Source organism: Streptomyces sp. NPDC031474 (assembly GCF_055581185.1).
In genome coordinates this window covers 25,251-44,773 of sequence record NZ_JBVIJX010000004.1, presented here as the reverse complement: position 1 = coordinate 44,773, position 19,523 = coordinate 25,251, and the positions used below count along the sequence as shown (strand labels likewise).

The window sequence follows — 19,523 nt, the reverse complement described above, 5'->3', positions numbered from 1 at the left end:
CGGTGCCGGACAGCGCCGTCGGTGTGGTCATTCGCGCAGTCGCGGCAGGATCTTCGTGCGGTAGAAGTCGAAGAAGCCCTGCTGGTCCTTGCCGATCTGGTTGACGTACACGGTGTCGAAGCCCGCGTCGACGAACGCGGACAGGGCCTCGACGTGCGCGTCCGGATCGTCGCCGCACGGCACGGCGGCCGCCACCTGCTCCTCGGTGACCAGTTGCCTGCTCGACGAGCTCTGCCGGGCTGTGCTCCTCGCACGACAGGAAGTATCCGAACTCGGGCATCTTCTCTCCCAGGCGGAGCGGGTGTGCGGTGACGGCTCAACGGTTTCGGGGAACGCGCTGCCGAGTACCCGGCGGCCGGGACGGCCTAACGCAGCGCCGTGGCGCCCGCGCGCCAGGCGCCGAGCAGCCTGTCCGCCAGGCGGTCGTCGAGATGGGCGGTCGCGCGGATCCCGAACACCACGTCGGCGTCCAGGTGCGGTTCGCCCTCCAGCAGCCCGCCGACGACGTCATGCCGGACGATCTGTTCGTGCACGGCGTCCGCCTCCACGTGCTCGGCGTAGAACCGCACGGCCGCCGGGCCCGCGCCCACCCGGCGCAGCGCCTCGGCGAGGCGGCGCGAGGCCGGCGACGAGGTCACCTCCACGGCGGCGAAGTGGCCGACGAGCGCCGCGCGCAGCGCCCGGTGCAGACCGAACAGGGACATCAGGTTGACGGTGGCGAGCGCCTCGGCCGGCGCCGCGTCGACGTAGTGCCCGTACGTCGCGTCGAGCCGCAGGTCCTCCATGAGGTCGGCGAACAACCGCGCGTGGATCCGCTCGGCGCGGCCCCCGCCGAACTCGTCGAACTCCACGGCGACCATGGCCGCCTTGGCCCGCCCGTGCAGCCGGGGCAGGACCCAGGCGTGCGGGTCCGCTTCCTTGAGGTGGTACAGCGAGCGCACGGCCGCGTACTCACGCAGCTGGTCGAGGCTGCCCTCGTCCCGGAGGAAGTGGGAGACGCTGCCGGGGGCGTCGCCGACCGGTTCGAGCTGGAGCGCGTCGAGCGCCTGCACGGCCGTCACCGTGTGGCCGGTGCCGTCGTCCAGGGGGACGTCCCTGCGCAATGCGGCCAGGAAACGCTCCTCGATCGCAGCGCGGCAGGCCAGCAGCGCGCTGTCCCACTCAAGGCTGTCGGGGACGTCCTGGAAGCCCTGGTAGTGCAGCTCGTAGAGGACGTAGAGGGCGAGCTGAAGGTCGTCGCCGTAGACGGGACAGTCCGCGGGCGACGACAGGGGCGACTGCGCGGGGGAGGGCGGGCTCCCGGGGGCCGGTCCCCGCAGCAGGGCCGTCACCGCGGCGGAGAGCGGGCCGCGCGGCTCGGGCAGCGGCGGCGGCCGCAGCCGGAGCTGATCGCGGGGACGGGGAGAGGGATCGGGAGGGGGAGAGGGCGAGGGCCGGGAGACGGTCATGCGGCGTCGCCCTCTTCCGGCCGGCAGCGGCGCCGATGGCTGGTGTCGCACCAGGGGTAGATGCGGCTGCGGCGACAGGTGCAGACCGCCACGGTGAAGCGGTCCGAGACCGTCACCTCGCCGTGCTCGTCCACCACCTCGACCGGCCCCTCGATCAGCAGGGGCCCGTCGCGCTGGACGCGGACACGGACGCGGCGGGGGCGTTCAGGGGTGTGCGGCACGGATCACCACCAGCTCCTCCGTCGTCCCGTCGGCCGTCAGCCCCTGCTCGCGCAGCCAGGCGAGCCGTGACCGCAGCACCCGGCCGAAGGGCAGCCGGGCCCGGTCGACGACCTCCGCGCGCAGACCCGCCTTCTGAAGACGGGCCAGCGTGGCGTCGACGCCGCACAGGTGCGAGTGCACGATCAGCAGCGTCCCCGTCGGACGCAGCACCGTCGGCGCGGTGTCGCAGATGCGGTCGATCAGCAGACGGCCGTCCCGGCCGGCGTCCCACGCCCTGGCGGGGCCCCGGGGCGGCGCGGCGCCCGGAGCGGGCACATAGGGCGGGTTGGCGGTCACCAGGTCGAAACGGCGGCCGGGCACGGCCGCCGCGAGGTCGCCGTGGCGCACCCGCAGGGACTGTCCGTTCAGCAGGGCGTTCAGCCAGGCCACGGCGATCGCCCGCCAGGAGATGTCGACCGCGGTGACCCGGCCGCCGAGCCGGGCCGCCTCCACCGCGAGCAGTCCGCTTCCGGTGCCGAGATCCAGCACGTCCGTCTCGCCCGTGATCCTCTCGCGGCGCAACGCACGCTCCAGGAGCCGCGTGTCGGCCTGCGGGGGATAGACGCCCCGGGGGACCCAGCAGCGAAGCCGTGGTGCGGCGGCGAGTGAGTCGGCCGTCATGGCTGCCTGTGCCTTCCTCTGGAACGTGCTGCTGAGCCGGCAACGCCCCACGAGTACCCCGGGACGGCAGACGTAACGACGCTCACGGCGCGCCGGTTTCAACGCCTCGAAGGTTCCCCGGCGGACTGAAACCGGGTTGAAGCCGCTCTGAACCGCTCCGCCCGCAAGCTCTGCGGCATGACTTCGACGCACAACGAACCCGCGATCGCGGCCACCGGGCTGCGGAAGGCCTACGGGGACAAGACCGTCCTCGACGGCATGGACGTCCAGGTGCCCGCAGGCACGATCTTCTCCCTCCTCGGCCCGAACGGCGCCGGCAAGACCACAGTGGTCAACATCCTCTCGACGTTGATCTCCGCCGACGCCGGACAGGCGCGGATCGCCGGGCACGACGTCACCGGCGAGGCCCAGGCCGTGCGCGCCGCCATCGGCGTCACCGGCCAGTTCTCCGCCGTGGACGGGCTGATCACCGGCGAGGAGAACATGCTCCTGATGGCCGACCTGCACCACCTCTCCAGGAGCGAGGGGCGACGGGTCACCGCCGAACTGCTGGAGCGGTTCGACCTGGTCGAGGCCGCGAAGAAGCCCGCCTCCACCTACTCCGGCGGCATGAAACGCCGCCTCGACATCGCGATGACCCTGGTCGGCAGCCCCCGGATCATCTTCCTCGACGAGCCCACCACCGGCCTCGACCCCCGCTCCCGGCACACCATGTGGCAGATCATCCGCGAGCTGGTCTCCGGCGGCGTCACCGTCTTCCTCACCACCCAGTACCTGGAGGAGGCCGACCAGCTCGCCGACCGCATCGCGGTGCTCAACGGCGGCAGGATCGTCGCCGAGGGCAGCGCCGAGGAGCTCAAGCGGCTCGTCCCCGGCGGGCACGTGCGGCTGCGCTTCTCCGACCCGGACGCGTACGCCCGCGCCGCGACCGCGCTGCGCGAGACGACCCGCGACGACGAGGCGCTCACCCTGCAGATCCCCAGCGACGGCAGCCAGCGCGAACTGCGCGCCATCCTCGACTGGCTCGACTCCGCCGGCATCGAGGCCGACGAGCTGTCCGTGCACACCCCCGACCTGGACGACGTGTTCTTCGCCCTGACCGGCACCCCCGTCACGGCCCCCGCCACCGACCCCGCCACCGACCCCGCCAAGCAGACCACCAGGCAGACCGCCGACAAGACCGCCAAGCAGACCGCAGGCAAGACCGCCGAAAAGGAGACCGCCCGATGAGCACCCCGTCGTACGCCCTTCGCGACAACCTGACCATGCTGCGCCGCAACCTCCTGCACGCCCGCCGCTACCCCTCCCTCACCCTGAACCTCCTGCTCACCCCGGTCATCCTGCTGCTGCTGTTCGTCTACGTCTTCGGCAACGTGATGAGCGCCGGCATCAACGGCGGTCACGCCGACCGTGCCGACTACGTCGCCTATCTCGTCCCCGGCATCCTCCTGCTGACCGTGGCCATGACCTCGCTCGGCACCGCGGTGGCCGTGTGCACCGACATGACCGAGGGCATCATGGCCCGGTTCCGCACCATGGCGATCTCCCGGGCCTCCGTGCTGATCGGCCATGTGATCGGCAGCGTCATCCAGACGATGATGGCCCTGGTGCTGGTCCTGGGCATCGGACTGGCCATCGGCTTCCGGCCCGACGCGTCCCCGCTGGAGTGGATCGCGGCGGCCGCCCTGATGGCCCTGGTCAGCCTCGCCATGACCTGGCTCGCGGTCGGCATCGGTCTGATCAGCCCCAACCCGGAGGGGGCCAGCAACATCGGCACGCCGCTGGTGATGCTGCCGTTCCTGTCCAGCGCGTTCGTGCCGGTGGACGCCATGCCCGGCTGGTTCCGCTGGTTCGCCGAGTACCAGCCGTTCTCGCCCCTCATCGAGACCCTGCGCGGGCTGCTGCTGGGCAGCGGGATCGGCGCCAGGAACGCGGTGCTGGCCGTCGGATGGTGTGTGGGGCTGTCGGTGCTGGGCTACCTGTGGTCCAAGGCGAAGTTCAACCGTGAGCCGCGGCACTGAGTTCGCGCAGTGCGGCCGCCCGCAGCTCCTCCCGTCCCAGGGTGGCGTACGTCGACCTCGCGTCGTCGTAGGCCGCCCTGTCGGCCTTTTCGGCGGCCTCCCGGGCCCGGGTCGTGGACAGGGTGGGGAACTCCCGGATCGCCGGCATCCGCTCCGCCAGCGCCAGCAGCCGTACGGCCGCCGGGTCGCCCAAGGCCAGCCCGGTGAAGCCGAGCGCCAGCAACACCGTGCCGTACACGGGCAGTTCCGCCGGGGAGTCGTCCTCGAAGGAGCCGCCCAGCATCCCGAGCAGCCGCTGCCGCAGTCGTTGTGCCAGCTCGGCCACCGGCTCGAGCCGGCCGCACTGCGCGTGCGCCGCCAGCGCGGCCGACTGGATCTCCAGCGACCACGGATCCACGAACGGATCGTCGGCGTACAGCAGGCTGCCCTGCCGGATCCGCTCCGCCGCCTGGCGCCACAGTCCGAGCCCGACCTCGGTCAGCCCGCGGGCCAGCGCGATCTCCGCGCGGGCCGGCAGTTCGGAGCTGAACGCCTCCGCGGACTCCGGCTGCTGTTCCAGGGCCGCGAGGCCCAGCCAGTACTCCGCCTCGTCGACGTCCCCGCGTTGCAGACAGGCCAGCACCAGCCCCCAGCGCACGCCGATCGCGTCCGACCAGTCGCCGACCTCGTCGAGCGCGCCCAGCGCGGCCCGCAGATGGTCGTACGCCTCCGCGCCCCGCGCGGACTTCAGGCACAGCTCGCTGATCCGCCCATGACTGAGCAGCCGCATGGCCGGATTCCCGAGCGGCCCCATCGCGTCGAGCATCCGGCGGGCGCACGCCAGCGCGCGCTCCGTCTCGTGCTCGGCCTCCCACACATAGCTGGCGACGCCCGCCGCCATGCCCGCCAGCATGGGCGCGTCGGCGTCGCAGAGTTCCTGCAGCCGCGTGTACTGCGGCGGATGTATGTCGGGGAAGGCGCACAGCACGACGGCCAGCGCCCGCGCCAGCGTGTCCGGCGGGGCGGGCGGCAGCCGGCGCAGCGTGACGAGATGGCGTACGGCGTGGGGGCCGCGGCCCATGAAGAGGCTGGCCGTGCACACCACCGCCGCGCTGCGGGCCGCCTCGACGTCCGCCGGGTACTCGGGGTCCTCGGGGCCGGGGCGGAAATGGGACAGCGGGCCGCCGGTCTCGTCGGCGAGGGCGGCGAGGCGGGCGTAGTTGGAGCCGGTGGCCCACAGCGAGCCCAGCGCCGCGGTGACCGCCGCGACGGTGGGGCCGTCGGCGCGGGCCAGCGCGAACCGCAGGGCCAGGACGAGGTTGTCCTGCTCGGCCCGGATGCCGGTCCACGGGCGCGGCGGGCCGCCGCCGAACAGCACGTCGTGGTGCGCCCGCCCGAAGTCCCGGGCCCACAGGAGGAACCGGCCGGTCACCGCCTCCTCCTCGCCTGCCTCGGCGCGCCGGGCGGCACTGAACTCGCGCAACGTCTCCAGCATGTGAAACCGCACCCCGGCAGCGGTTTCGCCCACCTTGACCAGGGACTGGCCCGCCAGCTGTTCCAGCAGCGTCAGCGCGTCCGCGTCCGCGTTCTCGCCGAGCACGCACTGCGCCGCGTCCTCGGTGAAGCCCCCGGGAAACACCGACAACGCCCGCAGCGCGGCCTGACCGTCGGCCTCCAGCAGATTCCAGCTCCACTCGACCACGGCCCGCAGGGTGCGGTGCCGCTCGGGCGCGTCGCGCGCGCCGCCGCGCAGCAGCGCGAAGCGGTCCCGCAGCCGGCGCGAGATGTCGGCAACGGAGAGCACCCGGACCCGGGCCGCGGCGAGTTCGACGGCCAGCGGCAGCCCGTCCAGGTGGCGGCAGATCTCGGCCACTTCGGCGGCCGGCAGGTCCACCCCGGGCCTGGCGGCCCGCGCCCGCTGCACGAACAGCTCCACCGACGTCGCCGGCGAAAGCTCCGGCAGGGCGTACACCGACTCCGAGGTCAGCCCCAGCGGAGCCCGGCTGGTGGCCAGGATCCGCAGCTCCTTCGACCGCGACACCAGCGCCTGTACGAGATCCGCCGCGCCGGCGATCACCTGCTCGCAGTTGTCCAGCACCAGCAGCGTGGGCCCGGCGCCCAGCGCGGCGACGATGCCGCCGACGACGTCCCCGCCCCCGGCGAACCGCCCGGCCTCCCCGGCGCCGACGGCCGAGGCCACTTCGTCGGCGACGTCCTCGTCGGCGAGGACACCGGCCAGGGTGACGAAATGCACCACGGGCTGCACGGCCGCCCGGCTCACCGCGTGCGAGAGCCGGGTCTTGCCCAGCCCGCCGGGGCCGACGACCGTGACCACCCGCGCCTCGCGCAGCAGCCCGCCCACGGCGGCGACGTCGGCGTCCCGCCCCAGCAGCGGGTTCGGCTCGTGCGGCACCCCGTGCCGGGTGGGCGGCGCGTCCGCGCGCAGCAACTCCTGGTACAGGGACCTGAGCCCGGGCCCCGGGTCGGTCCCCAGCTCGTCGCGCAGCCTTCGGCGGTAGGCGTCGTACCGGGTCAGTGCCGCGGGCCGCCCCGCGGTCGCGGCCTCGCACCGCAGCAGCTCCGCCAGCACCTCCTCGTCCCGCGGCAGCTCCCGGGCCAGCTCGGCCAGCGGCGCCGCGGCCTCCGCCCGCCGCCCCACCCGGGCGAGCGCGAGCGCCCGGGAGCGGGCCAGCGCGCGATGAGCCCGGCGGCGGCCGGCGCGCAACGCCACCACCGGATCGTGCGCGTCCTCGCCCGCACCGGCGCCCACGCTCCCGTCCCACAGCGCCAGGCCCGCCTCGGCCTGCGCCAGGGCGCCCTCGTGGTCCCCGGCCCGCGCCCGCTCGGCGCTCGCCGCCTCGTACGACAACAGCGCGGAGCTGTCGACCTGGGTCTCGTCCAGCGCCAGCCGGTACCCCGTCGGCGTGCTCACGATCAGCTCGGCGCCCAGCTGCGCCCTGAGCCGCGACACCAGGACCTGTACCGCCTTGCCCGGCCGCTCCGGCAGCTCGTCCGGCCACAGTCCCTCCACCAGCAGGCCGGTGCTGCAGCCGGCGTGCAGGTCGGCGGCGAGCAACGCCAGCAGGCCGCGCAGCCGGGGCGCGGTGATCTCCCGCCCACGACAGGCGACTTGGGACAGCAACGCCAACTCGGTGGTCATGCCTGAAGGTTAGCCAGCACCACACCGGGGGCTGCCGCCCGCACGGCATCGGCGCCCGCACCGCGCTGCCGCCCGTGTGCGAGTGATCAAGAAGTCGGTAAGAACCAGGCGTCCTGCGCCGGTTGGGCACAACCTTTCGGCCCGGCAGGCCGTCCAAGTCGCGCCCGGTGCCCGTCACCGCGCCGGGGTTTCTTCTGTGTCATCTCTGGGGGATGTCATGAGTTCTGTCTCCGTCGGGCGTGTGCTGCGTCGCGGTGCATGTGCCGGAGCCGTGGGCGCGCTGGTCGTCGCCGGTCTCGGGAGCGGGCTCGCCGTCGCCGACGACGAGCCGCAGTCCGATCAGCTGTGGATCCAGGCGCCGTACGAGCAGGCGGTCACCGTCGCTCCGGACGGCGGCGCGGCGCAGTACCGGTCGCTGGCGCTCGGCCTCTACCACGACAACGGCAACTTCACCGTGACCGGCGGCCGGCTGACCGTCGACGTCTCCTCACTCGCCGGGATCGCCGACGTGTCCTGGCCCGACAACTGCACGCCGGACGACGCCGGCACCGTCGCCGTGTGCGACACCGGGGACGTGCCCACCCGCTACAGCGCGCAGGTGCAGCTGAAGGTGCGGGCCGCCGCCGGCGCCGCCGTGGGAGCGCAGGGCGCGATCGAGTACTCCGCCGAGGCCACCGGCGGCCCCGACGGCACGCTGACCGCCCCGCAGGGCTCCGCGGAGACCTTCGTCACCGTCGGCTCCGGCCCGGACCTCGGCATCGGCGCCCCGCAGGACCTCACCGGCGTCGCGCCCGGCACCACCCTCACCGTGCCGTACTCCGTCACCAACACCGGCAACGAGACCGCCCACGGTTTCAGCGTGCAGATGTGGGCGACGTACGGCCTGGACGTCGCCACCCGCTACCCGCAGTGCACCTACACCGGGCCGAACGACGACGACAGCCAGTACCCGTCGATGACGTACGTGACCTGCTCCTTCGACACCGACGTCGCGCCCGGCGCCACCGTCGAACTGCCGCAGCCGCTGCGGCTCGCCGTCACCGACCACGCGCTGTACGAGCGGTTCGACTACAACGTGGAGCCCGGCGGCGGCGCCACCGACCTCGACAGCTCGGACAACGGCAGGTCCTGGCACATCAACGCCGACAACACCGCCGACTTCGCCGTGCACGGCACGAAGGCGAGCGGCGCGGCCGGTGACACCGTCACCGCCGGCTTCCGCTTCGTCAACCGCGGCCCGGCCTGGGTCGGCAACGTCGCCTCCGGCGACCCGGTCGCCGTGATCGACTACTACCTGCCGCCGGGCACCACCGCCACGTCCGTGCCCGCGACCTGCCACAGCGCCTGGACGTCCGGCGACGACCCGTCCATCGGCCACTACGCCTGCACCCTGCCGACGTGGGCGAAGCCCCGTCTGAAGGTCGACTTCCCGTTCCGGCTGCGCATCGACCGGGTCGTGCCCGACGCGACGGGCCGGGTCACCGTCCACCCCCACTCCGACACGTCCGTCGGCTTCGACCCGAACCCCAGGAACGACACCGCGAAGGTGGTCGTCAACCCGTCCGCCTGACGGGAGCGACGCTAGCGACCGGGCCCAGGTCTGTGACCTGGGCCTTCGGTGTGTCAGGGCTTGAGCAGGGTCTTGATGGCGCGGCGTTCGTCCATCGCCTTGTAGCCCTCGGCGACCTGGTCCAGGGGCAGGGTGAGGTCGAAGACCTTGCCCGGCTCGATCCGGCCGGACAGGACGCGGTCGATGAGGTCGGGCAGGTAGCGGCGGACGGGCGCGGGGCCGCCGCGCAGGCCGACGTGCGAGAAGAACAGTTCCTGGCCGTCGATCGCCACCTCGTGCGGTACGCCGACGAAGCCGACGTTGCCGCCGGGCCGGGTGGAGTGCAGAGCCTGCCGCATGGACTCGGCGGTGCCGACGCACTCCAGGACGGAGTCCGCGCCGATGCCGTTCGTGAGGTCCTTGACGCGGGCGATGCCTTCGTCGCCGCGCTCGGTGACGATGTCGGTGGCGCCGAACTCCAGGGCCAGCTTCTGCCGGGGCTCGTGCCGGGACATGGCGATGATCCGCTCGGCGCCGAGTTCCTTGGCGGCGATGACTCCGCACAGGCCGACCGCTCCGTCGCCGACGACGACGGCCGTGGCGCCGGGCTTGACCTCGGCGGCGAGGGCGGCGTACCAGCCGGTGCCCATCACGTCGGAGACGGCGAGCAGGCCGGGGACGAGGTCGCCGGAGGGGTGGTCGTCGGTGGCGACGAGGGTGCCGTGGGCGTTGGGGATGCGGACGTAGTCGGCCTGGCAGGTGGACATGAACTCGCGGTGCAGGCAGTTGGACTGCCAGCCGTTGCGGCAGTTCGCGCAGGTGTTGTCCGAGGTGGCGAAGGAGCCGACGACGAACTGTCCCGGCGTGACGTTGTCGACCTCGCTGCCGACCTCCTCGACGATGCCGACGTATTCGTGGCCCATCGGGTGCGGGTCGCCGATGGGTTCCGCGCCGCGGTAGGGCCACAGGTCCGAGCCGCACACGCAGGTGGCGACCGTGCGGATGATCGCGTCGGTGGGGCGGCTGATCGTGGGGTCGTCCAGGGTCTCGAAGCGCACGTCGCCGGGGGCGTGGATGACTGCTCCGCGCATGATGGTGGTTCCTTCACTGCGAGGGGTTCTGGCGCCGCGGCCAGGGGGACGTGAACAGCGGCTCTCCCTCGAGCCTCACACGCGGGGACGCGCGCGGAAAGCGGAGGAATCCCTCCGGGGAGGAATCTCTCCGGGGAGGAAATTCTCCCCGGAGGCCTCCCCTAGGCCTCCCCTAGGCCTGGAGCGCGCGGGCGCTATGTTGGGCATTCTCTTGACTGCCGTAAGAATTTAGCCCTACGTTCCTCGGTGTCTTCGTCGTTCAGCGCACCGAGCATCGGCTCCGGTCAAGCCGCGGGCCGTCCCCCCACTCGCCCGAGGAGCCGCCCCCCATGCCCGCCAGCACCCGCCTCCGCACCTCGCGTACCCCCCTCACCCCCCACACCCCCCACACCCCCCGCACCCGCCCCCGTCTGCGCATCGCCCTGGCCGCCCTGACCACGCTGGCGTCCGCGGTGCTCACCGCGCTCCCGGCGCCGGTCGCCGCCCACGCGGACTCACCGACCGCCGGTCACCTAACCGGCACCCTCGCCGACGGCGCCACCTGGATCGCGGACGTCCCCGAGCAGTGGAACGGCACCCTGCTGCTGTTCAGCCACGGCTTCGGCCCCACCGTCGCCAGGAACGCCCCCACCGACGCCGTACGCACCGCGCTGCTCGCCGAGGGCTATGCGATGGCCGGGTCGTCGTACGACCCCAACGGCTCGATGTGGGCCCTGAACAGCGCCGAGCGGGACCAGTTCGCCACGCTCGACGCCGTCGCCGCGAAGATCGGCAAGCCGCGGCGCACGCTGGCCATGGGCCAGTCCATGGGCGGACTCGTCAACGCGCAGATCGCCCGGGACGGCGGCGGGCGCATCGACGGCGCGCTCGGCCAGTGCGGCCTGGTCGCGGGCGCCACCGACCTGGACAACTACCAGCTCGACGCCGAGTACGCGATCGCCCGCCTGCTGCTGCCCGGCCAGGACGTGAAACTGGTGCGGTTCGGCACCGCCGCCGAGGCCTCCGCCACCGCCGCCCTGCTCACCGAGGCGGTCACCGCCGCCCAGCGCACCGCGCAGGGCCGGGCCCGGGTCGCCCTGGCCGCCGCCTTCCTCAACCTGCCCGCCTGGGCGCCCGGCCAGGCCCGGCCCGCCGCGACCGACTGGGCGGGTCAGCAGGAGCAGCAGTACGCGTGGTTCGCGCAGGGCATCCTGACGTTCGTCGAGGGCGGCCGGTACGCCGTCGAGCAGTCCGTCGGCGGCAACAACTCCTGGAACCGGGGCGTCGACTACGCCGACCTGCTCGCCGGTTCCGCGCACGCACCCCAGGTCCGCGCCCTCTACCGGGCCGCCGGCCTCGACCTGCGCGGCGACCTGCGCACGCTGACCGAGGGCGCCACGATCACCGCCGACCCCGCCGCCGTCCGCGCCGCCCGGCGGACGTCCTCCGCGGGCCAGGGCCTCGACGTGCCGCTGCTCGACATCCACACCACCGCCGACAACCTGGTTCCGGTGGAGCAGGAGAACCGCTTCGCCGCCCGGGTGCGAGCCTCCGGCGACGGGGCGCTGCTGCGCCAGGCGTACGTCGAACGACAGGGCCACTGCACCTTCACCACCGCCGAGACGGTGGCCGCCCTGCACGCCCTGGAACACCGGGTCGGCACGGGTCGCTGGGACGACGCCGCGACCCCGGCCGCGCTCCAACGCGCCGCCACCGCCCTCGACCTGGACGGCGCGGCATACGTCCCCTACCGCCCCGCCCCGCTGACGGTCGCCCGCGACCGCGCGCAGTGAACCGATGATCGTTGTTTCCCGTCCTTACGGGCACGGCGCGACTGCCGATAGCATGTTCGACCTTGCGACGAACACCCCCTTGCCCGCCCCTCACCAGAAAGCCATGCCATCCGACGCGATAAGTGATCTGGTCAGCTAAATTCTCACAAAATGGTCAATTAATTGATATCTATATCACCGCGGTTGTTTTCGCGAATAAAGAGCAGAATCATGGTCTCCTCGTGGCGTGAGCCACGGGTGATACTGGGGACCGCGGTGGGCGTGGTGGGCCTCGGATTCCTCCTCGCGCTGGAGATCGCCGCGCGCCACTACGGCGTGCGCGGGCCGATCACCAGCCAGGTGCGCGAGGTGGTGTTCCCGCCCAAGTCGGGCGGTCTGCTGTACGCCAGCATGGCGTTGATGCTGGTGGTGTTCACCTGGCGGCAGCGCCTCATCGCGATCGGCGCCGCGATCGGCATCGACCTCGCCTTCGTGGTGGTCCGGTGGGCGGCCGACATCAAGGTGACCGAGGGCCACCCCTTCGGCAACGGGGCGCTGTGGGTGACTCTCGGCTGTGCGGTCTTCGCCGTCACGCGCCGCACCGGCCGTGAACGGGCACTGCTGCTGAAGGGCGCCGGGCTGGGGCTGCTGCTGATGACCGGCCGTAAGACCGGGGACACCTGGTTGCTCATCACCTCGAAGACCCGCCCCATGGTGCTCGACCAGTACGTGGCGGCCGCCGATCACGCGCTCGGCAACCCGTCATGGCTCATGGGCCGGATCGTCACGGCCACCGGCGCGACCGGCTTCAACATCCTCGACTTCGTCTACGGCCAGCTTCCCGTCGCCGCGGTCGTCGTCGCGCTGTACCAACTGCGCAACGTGGCGGCCGAGCGCCGCTTCCCGACCCACCACCTGGTGCGCACCTTCCTGGCGATCGGCCTCCTCGGACCGGCCTTCTACATGATCTTCCCGGTGGTCGGCCCGATCTTCGCCTTCGGCGACGGCACCCAGCACTGGGCGGCGATCAGCCTGTGGTCGGAATCGCACTCCACCGCGCAGTGGGCGGCGGCCGATCTGTGGCCGGATACGGCGACGCCGCTCACCGCCCCGCACGCCATGCCGTTCGACGGGATCACCCCGCGCAACTGCATGCCCAGCCTGCACACGGCATGGGCTGTCACGATCTTCGTCCATTCCCGCAAGGGCCCGAGGGCGCTGCGCTTCGCCGGCGCGTTCTGGCTGATCGCCACGCTGACCGCGACGCTGGGATTCGGCTACCACTACGGCGCGGATCTCCTCGCCGGCGTGGTGTTCGCGCTCACGATCGAGGCAGCGCTGCGCACGTACGACCGCGGCTGGGAGCGCTCGGGGATCCGGCTGGTCGCGTACGGCGCGACGGTCTTCACCGCGCTCCTGCTGTCGTACCGCTATCTGCCGTTGCAACTGGCCGGCCACCCCTGGGTCTACGGTCCCCTGCTGCTGCTGGCGATGACCTCGGTGGTCTACGGCTATGTACGGACGACCACGGCGTGGGAACCGAGGACCGTCCTTGTGCGGCAACCGGAACCCCAGCCCGAACCGGTGTGATTGACATGCTCTTCGCCTTGAAAGGCGAGGATTCTGGCCTTCTCCACCGGTTGCCGTGCCGCTGCGCGGCGCGGTTTCCGGTGGGGAGTCCGTGGCTTCCTGTTTCTTCGCGCTGTGCCAGAACGGGTTCTGGTCCTACCGGCGCTCCGCAGGCTGTTACCGCCAGTCCGGCGGCCTGTTGGACGTTGAGTGCGGCGTTGTGGTCCCGGTCGTGGAGGGTGCCGCAGGCCGTACAGGTCCATTCCCTGATGTTGAGGGGTTTGGGACCGTCCTTGACGCCGCAGGTGGAGCAGACCTGACTCGTCGGCTCGTACCGGCCGATCTTGATCAGGGTGCGTCCGTACCGCTGGGCTTTGTATTCCAGCATGTTCACGAACGCCGTCCAGCCCGCGTCGTGGACGGACTTGGCCAGCCGGGTACGCGCCAGACCTGCCACCGACAGACTCTCCACGGCGATTCCTTGGTTCTCGGAGATCAGCCGGGTGGAGAGCTGGTGGTGGAACTCTTTGCGGGCGTCGGTGACCCTGGCGTGGGCGCGGGCGACCTTCAGACGGGCCTTCTCGTGGTTCCTCGACCCCTTCTGTTTCCGGGACAGGTTCTTCTGGGCCTTCTTCAGCTTCTTCTCAGCCCGGCGCAGGAACCGGGGTGAGTCGATCTTCTCGCCGGTGGACAGCACCGCAAAGTGGCTCAGGCCGAGGTCGACGCCGATGCTCTGGTCCGACTGGGGCATCCGGTTCGCGTCGGCGGGGTCGGTGTCGATGACGAACGAGGCGAAGAACCTGCCCGCGCTGTCCTTGACGACGGTGACGGAGGTGGGGGTGGCGGGCAGGCTACGGGACCACTTCACCTTCACCGCCCCGATCTTCGGCAGGCACAACCGGCCGGTGCCGCTGATCTTCCAGCGGGCGTTGGCGGTGAACCGGATCGACTGCCGGGTGTCCTTGCGGGACTTGAACCGGGGCGCACCCAGCTTCGGACCCTTGCGGGTGCCCTTCAGGGAGGCGAAGAAGTTCTTGTAGGCGGCCTCGGCGTCGCGCAGCGACTGCTGCAGGACGACCGCGGACACCTCACCCAGCCAGGACCGCTCCACGGTCCGTTTCGCCTCGGTGATCAGACGGCTGGACAGCTCCCCCGCCTTCGGGAAGGCCCTGCCCGCCCTGCGGGCGTCCTCACGGGCGCGGACCGCGTCGTTGAACACGACGCGGGCGCACCCGAACGCCCTCGCCAACGCGATCCGCTGACCGGCATCCGGGCACAGGCGAAACGCGTACCGGAGCTGCATGACGATCACACTAGGCAGGTCGAACGAGTGCAGTCACCGGGAACATTCGAGCGAACCGTCACCGTCACCGCAGCACAGCCCGGCTCCGCCGGAACGACACCGCGACGCTCCGCGTCGCAGGCATGAGATTCGCTTCACCCCCGGGGTGGACCCCGAAGCACTGCGAATGAATCCCGGTAGCGTGCTCCTCCATCGACCCGGGCCAGGTCGGCCCCGCCACCCGCGTACGCGGCCACGGCTGGCTCGCCCTCACCGAACCCGACGTGGGCCACGGCGTGTTCCCCGCAGTCCTCCCCCTCTGAGCCCGTGGACCCGTGAGCCCGTGAGCCCTCAGAGGGGTGAGGTCCGTCGGCGATCAGCTGTTACCAGGACAGGGCGTCCGCCGCGTTGTCCTGCCAGTAGGTGACGGTGGCGGCGCTGTTGAAGAAGACGCCGCCGTTGGGCAGCTTCAGGGTCTTCTCCTTGTTGATCGAGCTGCCGTTCCTGTCGACGAAGAACACGCCCAGCGTCTTCTCGGTGGCGCCGCCTTCGCCGTCGGGGGAGGACGTCGTGATGCCGGCGTAGGCGGACTGACCGGGCTCGAGCACCAGCACGGACTGCGGAATGGTCTCGTCGGCCCACGGCAGCGGAGCCTGCGCGTCGGCGCCGGCCCGCAGGAACGGCGCGCTGTAGGCGTAGCAGGGCTTGGCGCCGGTGTTGGTGGCCTTGAGCAGCAGGTGGTTGATCGGACGGGCCGCCTCGGTGACGGTCAGCGCGGTGTTCGCCGTGGTGCAGGTGACGACGGAGGACGCCTTCGTGGTGGCGGCGGAGGCGGCCTGCCCGGCGGCCTGGAATCCGACGACCGCGAGGGCGGCGGCTACGACCATGGAGGAGGCGGCCGCACGGGAGGCGAAACGGGTGGCGATACGCATGGCTGGACTGCTTTCTCTGTACGAAGGAAATTGATCTTCAAGCAGGGACGAGCACCGTGTCCGGCGAGGCGCCCTGCTTGGACGGCCCAAGCCTGTGCCACGATCCGTCCCAGCCGCCATTCCCTCGTGATTTCCGGGACGCTGGAACGCGAAAACCATCTCTGACCTGGGGAAACGTGTCCTGCCCGGGACGCCGGACGGAACGGGGAACCGGCGCAGGCAACCGGTGCAGGCGGCCGACGGAGGGGGTGCGCCTGGTCGCCTGGCGCACTGCTCAAGAAGATTTGAGAATAAAAACTACTCGACTCATAACGTGCCGGGTGAGGCGTCAATGGCATTAATTAATAAACGTTCTCCCCAACATTTCCCCCGCGTCGGAGTCACCCATTTGCCGCGCATCTGGAGGAGAGGGCGCAGCGTTAGCGGGATATGACGAAAGCTAGGCCCTATGGCTTGCCTCAGCGCGACACGGGGAAGAGCAAACTGCCTGCGACCGGGGAGGTGAATATGGGGAAATACACTTACGTGACCGGTCCGTCACACTCTGTGCTTGATTCGTGTGGCGTCTTGCGCGAGGACCGAACACGGGTCGAACCCCAGGTCACCGAATCCCTGCTGCGCGATTTCCTCGCACTCCTGGAGGCGGCCCAGAAGGAACTCAACCAGCGCTGGAACGACCAGGAAAAGTCCGGCTGTCACGCGGACTGTGCGTGACGGGAGGGGGTTTCCATGAATCACGACTATATGGACCCCTCCTTTGTACGTGAATGGCATCCCGACGCCACCCTGTACGGGTCGGATGCCGACTGGCACGGCAGTCCTGTCGATCCCCTCGACACAGGGGTTCCCCTGGGACCCGCCGTCTCGGGCTGGGACCCGGTCGAGGAACTCGCCTATCTCCTGCAGGAGGCAGCCCCGGCGGAGCCGCCGGCCGGAGTGCCGCCGCCTCGCAGCGAGCCCCCGGCCGGCGCCCAGTTCACCGGCCCGATGGAGAACCTGGCGCAGATCACCGCCCAGCTTCCGCCCATCCGACGCTCAGCTGTCGGGCATCGGAAGACTCGAGCCGGAAAACTCCAGCTCAAGTGGTTGCAGACCGGCAGTTTCGTGATCGTCGCATTCGTCGCCGTCATCGTGGCGATGGTCAGCGTCTTCGGCGGTATGGCGGCATACGCGCCTCTGCAGAACATTTCGTCCGGTACGAAGAGCGGAATGATCCATCAGTGGCCTCTTCTTGTGTACGGCCCCTGGATGGTGGCGTCTCTCTCCATCCTCCGCACTGCCTTGCATCGGCGCCGAGCCCTGCACTCATGGTTCATCGTCGTGCTGTTTTCCTCGGTCGCCATCATGCTGTGCGTGGCTCAGGCCGACCGGACCTTCACCGGTATCGCCGGAGCCGCGCTGCCCGCCCTCGCGTCCCTGGCCTGCTTTCAGCAGCTCATCCGACAGATCACCTTGACTCTGCCACCACGGCAGGCATCCCGCCGCCACCGCCAGTAGCGGACGGGATGCGCTCGTCGCCTACCAAGCCACCGGCAACTCCAGCGGAAACCGCCGGATCGTCTCCGTGTCCCACGGCACTTCCTCCGGCGGCACCGCAAGCCGCAGCCCGGGGAAGCGCTCCAAGAGGCGCCCGACCGCCACTTCCAGCTCCGCCATGGCCAACGGCACCGCGATGCACCGGTGTCCGCCCCAGCCGAAGGTCATGTGCGGCTGGAACGGCCGCTCGGGGTCGAGGACGTGCGGGTCCGGGAAGCGCTCCGGGTCACGGTTCGCCGTCAGGTACGACACGTGGACGAAGTCGCCCGCCCGGATCCGTACGCCGTCCAGCTCGAAGTCCTCAAGCGCCACCCGGGGGATACCGACCCCCTTGCGGAACGGGATGTGGCGGAGCATCTCCTGCAGGACGTCGGTCAGGGTCTCCGGCCGGCGTCTGAGGTGCTCCATCAGCTCGGGACGCGTCAGGAGCAGGTAGGCGATGTCGCTGATCTGGCACGTCGCCGTGTCCTGGCCGCTGAGTGTCAGCGTCAGCGCCATGACGGCCAGTTCCCTGTCGTCGAGCTGGTCGTCGCCGTCCCGCGCCGCGGCCATCGCGCTGATGAGGTCCTCGCCGGGTGAGTTCCGGCGCTGCTCGACGAGTTTGCCGAAGTAGGACGTCAGATCGGCCTTGGCGCTGGCCGCGGCCTCCTTGCTGTCCGCGCCGACGACGAGCAGCCGGCGCACGGACTCCTGCATCCGGGGCCATTCCGCCCGTTCGACGCCGAGGAGGTCCAGGATGGTGTGCTGCGGAAGCGGGTCGGAGAGGTGCTGGACCAGGTTCGCCGGCGAGCCCTCCTGCTCCATCTCGTCCAGCAGGGCGTCCGCGAGCCGGGCGATCCGGCTCCGCATGCCGTCGACCTGCTGCTGGGTGAAGGCCTGCGAGGCCAGCCGGCGGACGCGGCTGCTGTGCGGGGGGTCCATCACGTTGATCGATTCGGCCGAGACGATGGGCTCCGGCGTCAGCCGGGGGTAGTCGTGGCCCATGATGGCGGCCCGGCTGAGCCGGTGGTCGGTGGTCACCCGCTTGACCGCGTCGAAGCCGGTGACCAGCCAGGCGTCCCCGTCACCGTAGGGAAGCCGGATACGCGCGGGGGAGTCGCGCCGCATCAGGTCCGCGAGCGCGGGGTCGAACTCCAGTGCTTCGCTGAAGTCGAACGGGCAGAAGACCGTCTCGTCGTCCGCGGTCATCAGGCGCCTCCTCCGAGCATGGGTACGACGTTGGTGGTGTCCACGGCCCGGCGAATGGCCTTGGCGAGCCTGACGGCGTCGCCGACGGCCCAGTAGTGGACGAAGAACAGGCGCGGTTCGTCGGTGAGGTTGTGGTGGTGCACTTCGACGAGTTCGACGCCACCGCGCCGCAGCGCCACGAGGACGCCCTGGACCTCCTTCGCGATCATGACCAGGTCACCGCTGATGGCGGCCCTTCCGCCGCCGAGCGGCTGGAAGTTGACGGAGGTGGTGGCGCCCAGTCCCGGAGGAAGGATCACCGGGCCGTCGGCGATGGTCTCGCGGCGCACATAGGTGGACTTGTAGACCTCGCCGTCGGCGGTGCCCTTGACGCCCATGGCGGCGTCGATCGCGGCGGTGTCCAGGTCGACGGGCGGCGAGGAGGTCGCGGGTTCGGCGGGCGGGGTGCCGGTGCGGTCGAGCGCGGCGCGCAGCCCGCGGGCGACGGCGACCGGGTCGTGGCCGTGGGCGTGCAGATGAACCCACCAGACAGCCGGCTGGTGGGCGAGCAGATGCTTGTGGATGGCGGTCTGCATGATCCCGTGCTGCTGGAGCACATCGCTGAAGCGCTGCAGTTCGCCCTCGGTGACCACCGCGTCGCCCATCAACAGCGTGCTGTGGTCTGCGTACCGCACGAAGGAAACGTGTGTGCCCAGGGCGAGCGCGGGGTCGATCTGGATGCCCCGGGAGAAGACCGTGAGGTCCAGGCGCGGAAAGGGCGTGTGGTACATGAACCGTCTCATGTCACCGGGCCGGCCCAGAGCCTCGCCCACGGCCGCCCAGTCCGCCAGTTTGGTCATCACCGGTTCGACCAGGGCGCGGGGTTTCGGCCCGGCGGACAGGGCGCGGGCCTCGGCAGGCGCCCCGGTGAGGGTGGGCGCGAGGGCGGCCGCGGCCAGCACCCGCCGCCGGGACGCGGTGAGTCGGGGACGGGGGTCCTGCTGTCGCTCGTCATCCATGTCGTATGCCTCCTGGCGCGATGCAAGCACGCAAGACCCCGTGGACCGCTGACCGGCACAGTCACATCCCGCCAGGTGGCCTAACCGGCCACCGCCTTTGGACGGCGGCCCGGAGACTCGTCCGGGACCTGACCGAC

General features: G+C 71.3%; 15 protein-coding genes and 2 pseudogenes. 7 read left to right on the top strand and 10 right to left on the bottom strand.

The annotated features are described in order from the left end of the window. Positions 1 to 27: 27 nt before the first annotated feature. The 4 genes and pseudogenes from ACZ5SK_RS08425 to ACZ5SK_RS08410 all read right to left on the bottom strand — a co-directional run. Positions 28 to 216, bottom strand: a pseudogene (locus ACZ5SK_RS08425) (LLM class F420-dependent oxidoreductase); the annotation flags it as partial. A 149-nt stretch (positions 217 to 365) separates the two neighbouring features. Beyond that, a complete protein-coding gene (locus ACZ5SK_RS08420) occupies positions 366 to 1,448 on the bottom strand; it encodes an iron-containing redox enzyme family protein (RefSeq protein WP_468575597.1) in 1,083 nt (360 codons plus the stop codon). Beyond that, entirely contained in the window at positions 1,445 to 1,669 is a 225-nt protein-coding gene (locus ACZ5SK_RS08415) for a CDGSH iron-sulfur domain-containing protein (protein WP_334578496.1), read from the bottom strand. Before ACZ5SK_RS08415 ends, ACZ5SK_RS08420 begins: the two co-directional genes overlap by 4 nt. Further along, positions 1,653 to 2,330, bottom strand: a complete 678-nt coding sequence (locus ACZ5SK_RS08410; RefSeq protein WP_361707540.1) for a HemK2/MTQ2 family protein methyltransferase — start codon at positions 2,328 to 2,330, stop codon at positions 1,653 to 1,655. The genes ACZ5SK_RS08415 and ACZ5SK_RS08410 overlap by 17 nt, the downstream gene beginning before the upstream one ends. A 177-nt stretch (positions 2,331 to 2,507) precedes the next feature. On the opposite strand from ACZ5SK_RS08410, the gene ACZ5SK_RS08405 reads away from it, so the two are divergent. Next, positions 2,508 to 3,560, top strand: a complete 1,053-nt coding sequence (locus tag ACZ5SK_RS08405) for an ATP-binding cassette domain-containing protein (protein ID WP_334578494.1) — start codon at positions 2,508 to 2,510, stop codon at positions 3,558 to 3,560. Next, positions 3,557 to 4,351, top strand: a complete 795-nt coding sequence (locus tag ACZ5SK_RS08400; RefSeq protein ID WP_334578493.1) for an ABC transporter permease — start codon at positions 3,557 to 3,559, stop codon at positions 4,349 to 4,351. The genes ACZ5SK_RS08405 and ACZ5SK_RS08400 overlap by 4 nt, the downstream gene beginning before the upstream one ends. Here ACZ5SK_RS08400 and ACZ5SK_RS08395 read toward each other — a convergent pair. Next, a complete protein-coding gene (locus ACZ5SK_RS08395; protein WP_468575594.1) occupies positions 4,329 to 7,490 on the bottom strand; it encodes an ATP-binding protein in 3,162 nt (1,053 codons plus the stop codon). The genes ACZ5SK_RS08400 and ACZ5SK_RS08395 overlap by 23 nt on opposite strands. Before the next feature lie 217 nt (positions 7,491 to 7,707). On the opposite strand from ACZ5SK_RS08395, the gene ACZ5SK_RS08390 reads away from it, so the two are divergent. After that, complete coding sequence (locus ACZ5SK_RS08390) at positions 7,708 to 9,060, top strand: COG1361 family protein (RefSeq protein WP_334578491.1); 1,353 nt, start codon at positions 7,708 to 7,710, stop codon at positions 9,058 to 9,060. Positions 9,061 to 9,113: 53 nt separating this feature from the next. Here the strand turns inward: ACZ5SK_RS08390 and ACZ5SK_RS08385 are convergent, their stop codons facing one another. Next, on the bottom strand, positions 9,114 to 10,130 hold the full coding sequence (locus ACZ5SK_RS08385; RefSeq protein ID WP_334578490.1) for a zinc-dependent alcohol dehydrogenase family protein: 1,017 nt from the start codon (positions 10,128 to 10,130) through the stop codon (positions 9,114 to 9,116). 329 nt (positions 10,131 to 10,459) lie between these two features. On the opposite strand from ACZ5SK_RS08385, the gene ACZ5SK_RS08380 reads away from it, so the two are divergent. After that, a complete protein-coding gene (locus ACZ5SK_RS08380; RefSeq protein WP_334578489.1) occupies positions 10,460 to 11,902 on the top strand; it encodes an alpha/beta hydrolase in 1,443 nt (480 codons plus the stop codon). A 210-nt stretch (positions 11,903 to 12,112) separates the two neighbouring features. Beyond that, complete coding sequence (locus ACZ5SK_RS08375) at positions 12,113 to 13,471, top strand: phosphatase PAP2 family protein (RefSeq protein ID WP_334578488.1); 1,359 nt, start codon at positions 12,113 to 12,115, stop codon at positions 13,469 to 13,471. A gap of 64 nt (positions 13,472 to 13,535) precedes the next feature. Here the strand turns inward: ACZ5SK_RS08375 and ACZ5SK_RS08370 are convergent. Continuing rightward, positions 13,536 to 14,753: pseudogene (locus ACZ5SK_RS08370) on the bottom strand (RNA-guided endonuclease InsQ/TnpB family protein); the annotation flags it as partial. A 362-nt stretch (positions 14,754 to 15,115) separates the two neighbouring features. After that, positions 15,116 to 15,664: a DUF4232 domain-containing protein gene (locus ACZ5SK_RS08365; RefSeq protein WP_334578487.1), complete on the bottom strand. Its 549-nt coding sequence runs from the start codon at positions 15,662 to 15,664 to the stop codon at positions 15,116 to 15,118. A 567-nt stretch (positions 15,665 to 16,231) separates the two neighbouring features. Here ACZ5SK_RS08365 and ACZ5SK_RS08360 point away from each other — a divergent pair. Both ACZ5SK_RS08360 and ACZ5SK_RS08355 read left to right on the top strand, forming a co-directional pair. Then, complete coding sequence (locus ACZ5SK_RS08360) at positions 16,232 to 16,378, top strand: hypothetical protein (protein WP_159424411.1); 147 nt, start codon at positions 16,232 to 16,234, stop codon at positions 16,376 to 16,378. Between the two features lie 15 nt (positions 16,379 to 16,393). Continuing rightward, positions 16,394 to 17,161 carry a DUF2637 domain-containing protein gene (locus ACZ5SK_RS08355; RefSeq protein ID WP_334578486.1) on the top strand — a complete coding sequence of 256 codons (768 nt, stop codon included), beginning with the start codon at positions 16,394 to 16,396 and terminating at the stop codon, positions 17,159 to 17,161. Between the two features lie 21 nt (positions 17,162 to 17,182). Here the strand turns inward: ACZ5SK_RS08355 and ACZ5SK_RS08350 are convergent, their stop codons facing one another. Together ACZ5SK_RS08350 and ACZ5SK_RS08345 are read right to left on the bottom strand one after the other, a co-directional pair. Continuing rightward, on the bottom strand, positions 17,183 to 18,388 hold the full coding sequence (locus tag ACZ5SK_RS08350; RefSeq protein ID WP_334578485.1) for a cytochrome P450: 1,206 nt from the start codon (positions 18,386 to 18,388) through the stop codon (positions 17,183 to 17,185). Beyond that, on the bottom strand, positions 18,388 to 19,386 hold the full coding sequence (locus tag ACZ5SK_RS08345; RefSeq protein WP_334578484.1) for a DUF1259 domain-containing protein: 999 nt from the start codon (positions 19,384 to 19,386) through the stop codon (positions 18,388 to 18,390). Before ACZ5SK_RS08345 ends, ACZ5SK_RS08350 begins: the two co-directional genes overlap by 1 nt. Positions 19,387 to 19,523: the final 137 nt, after the last annotated feature.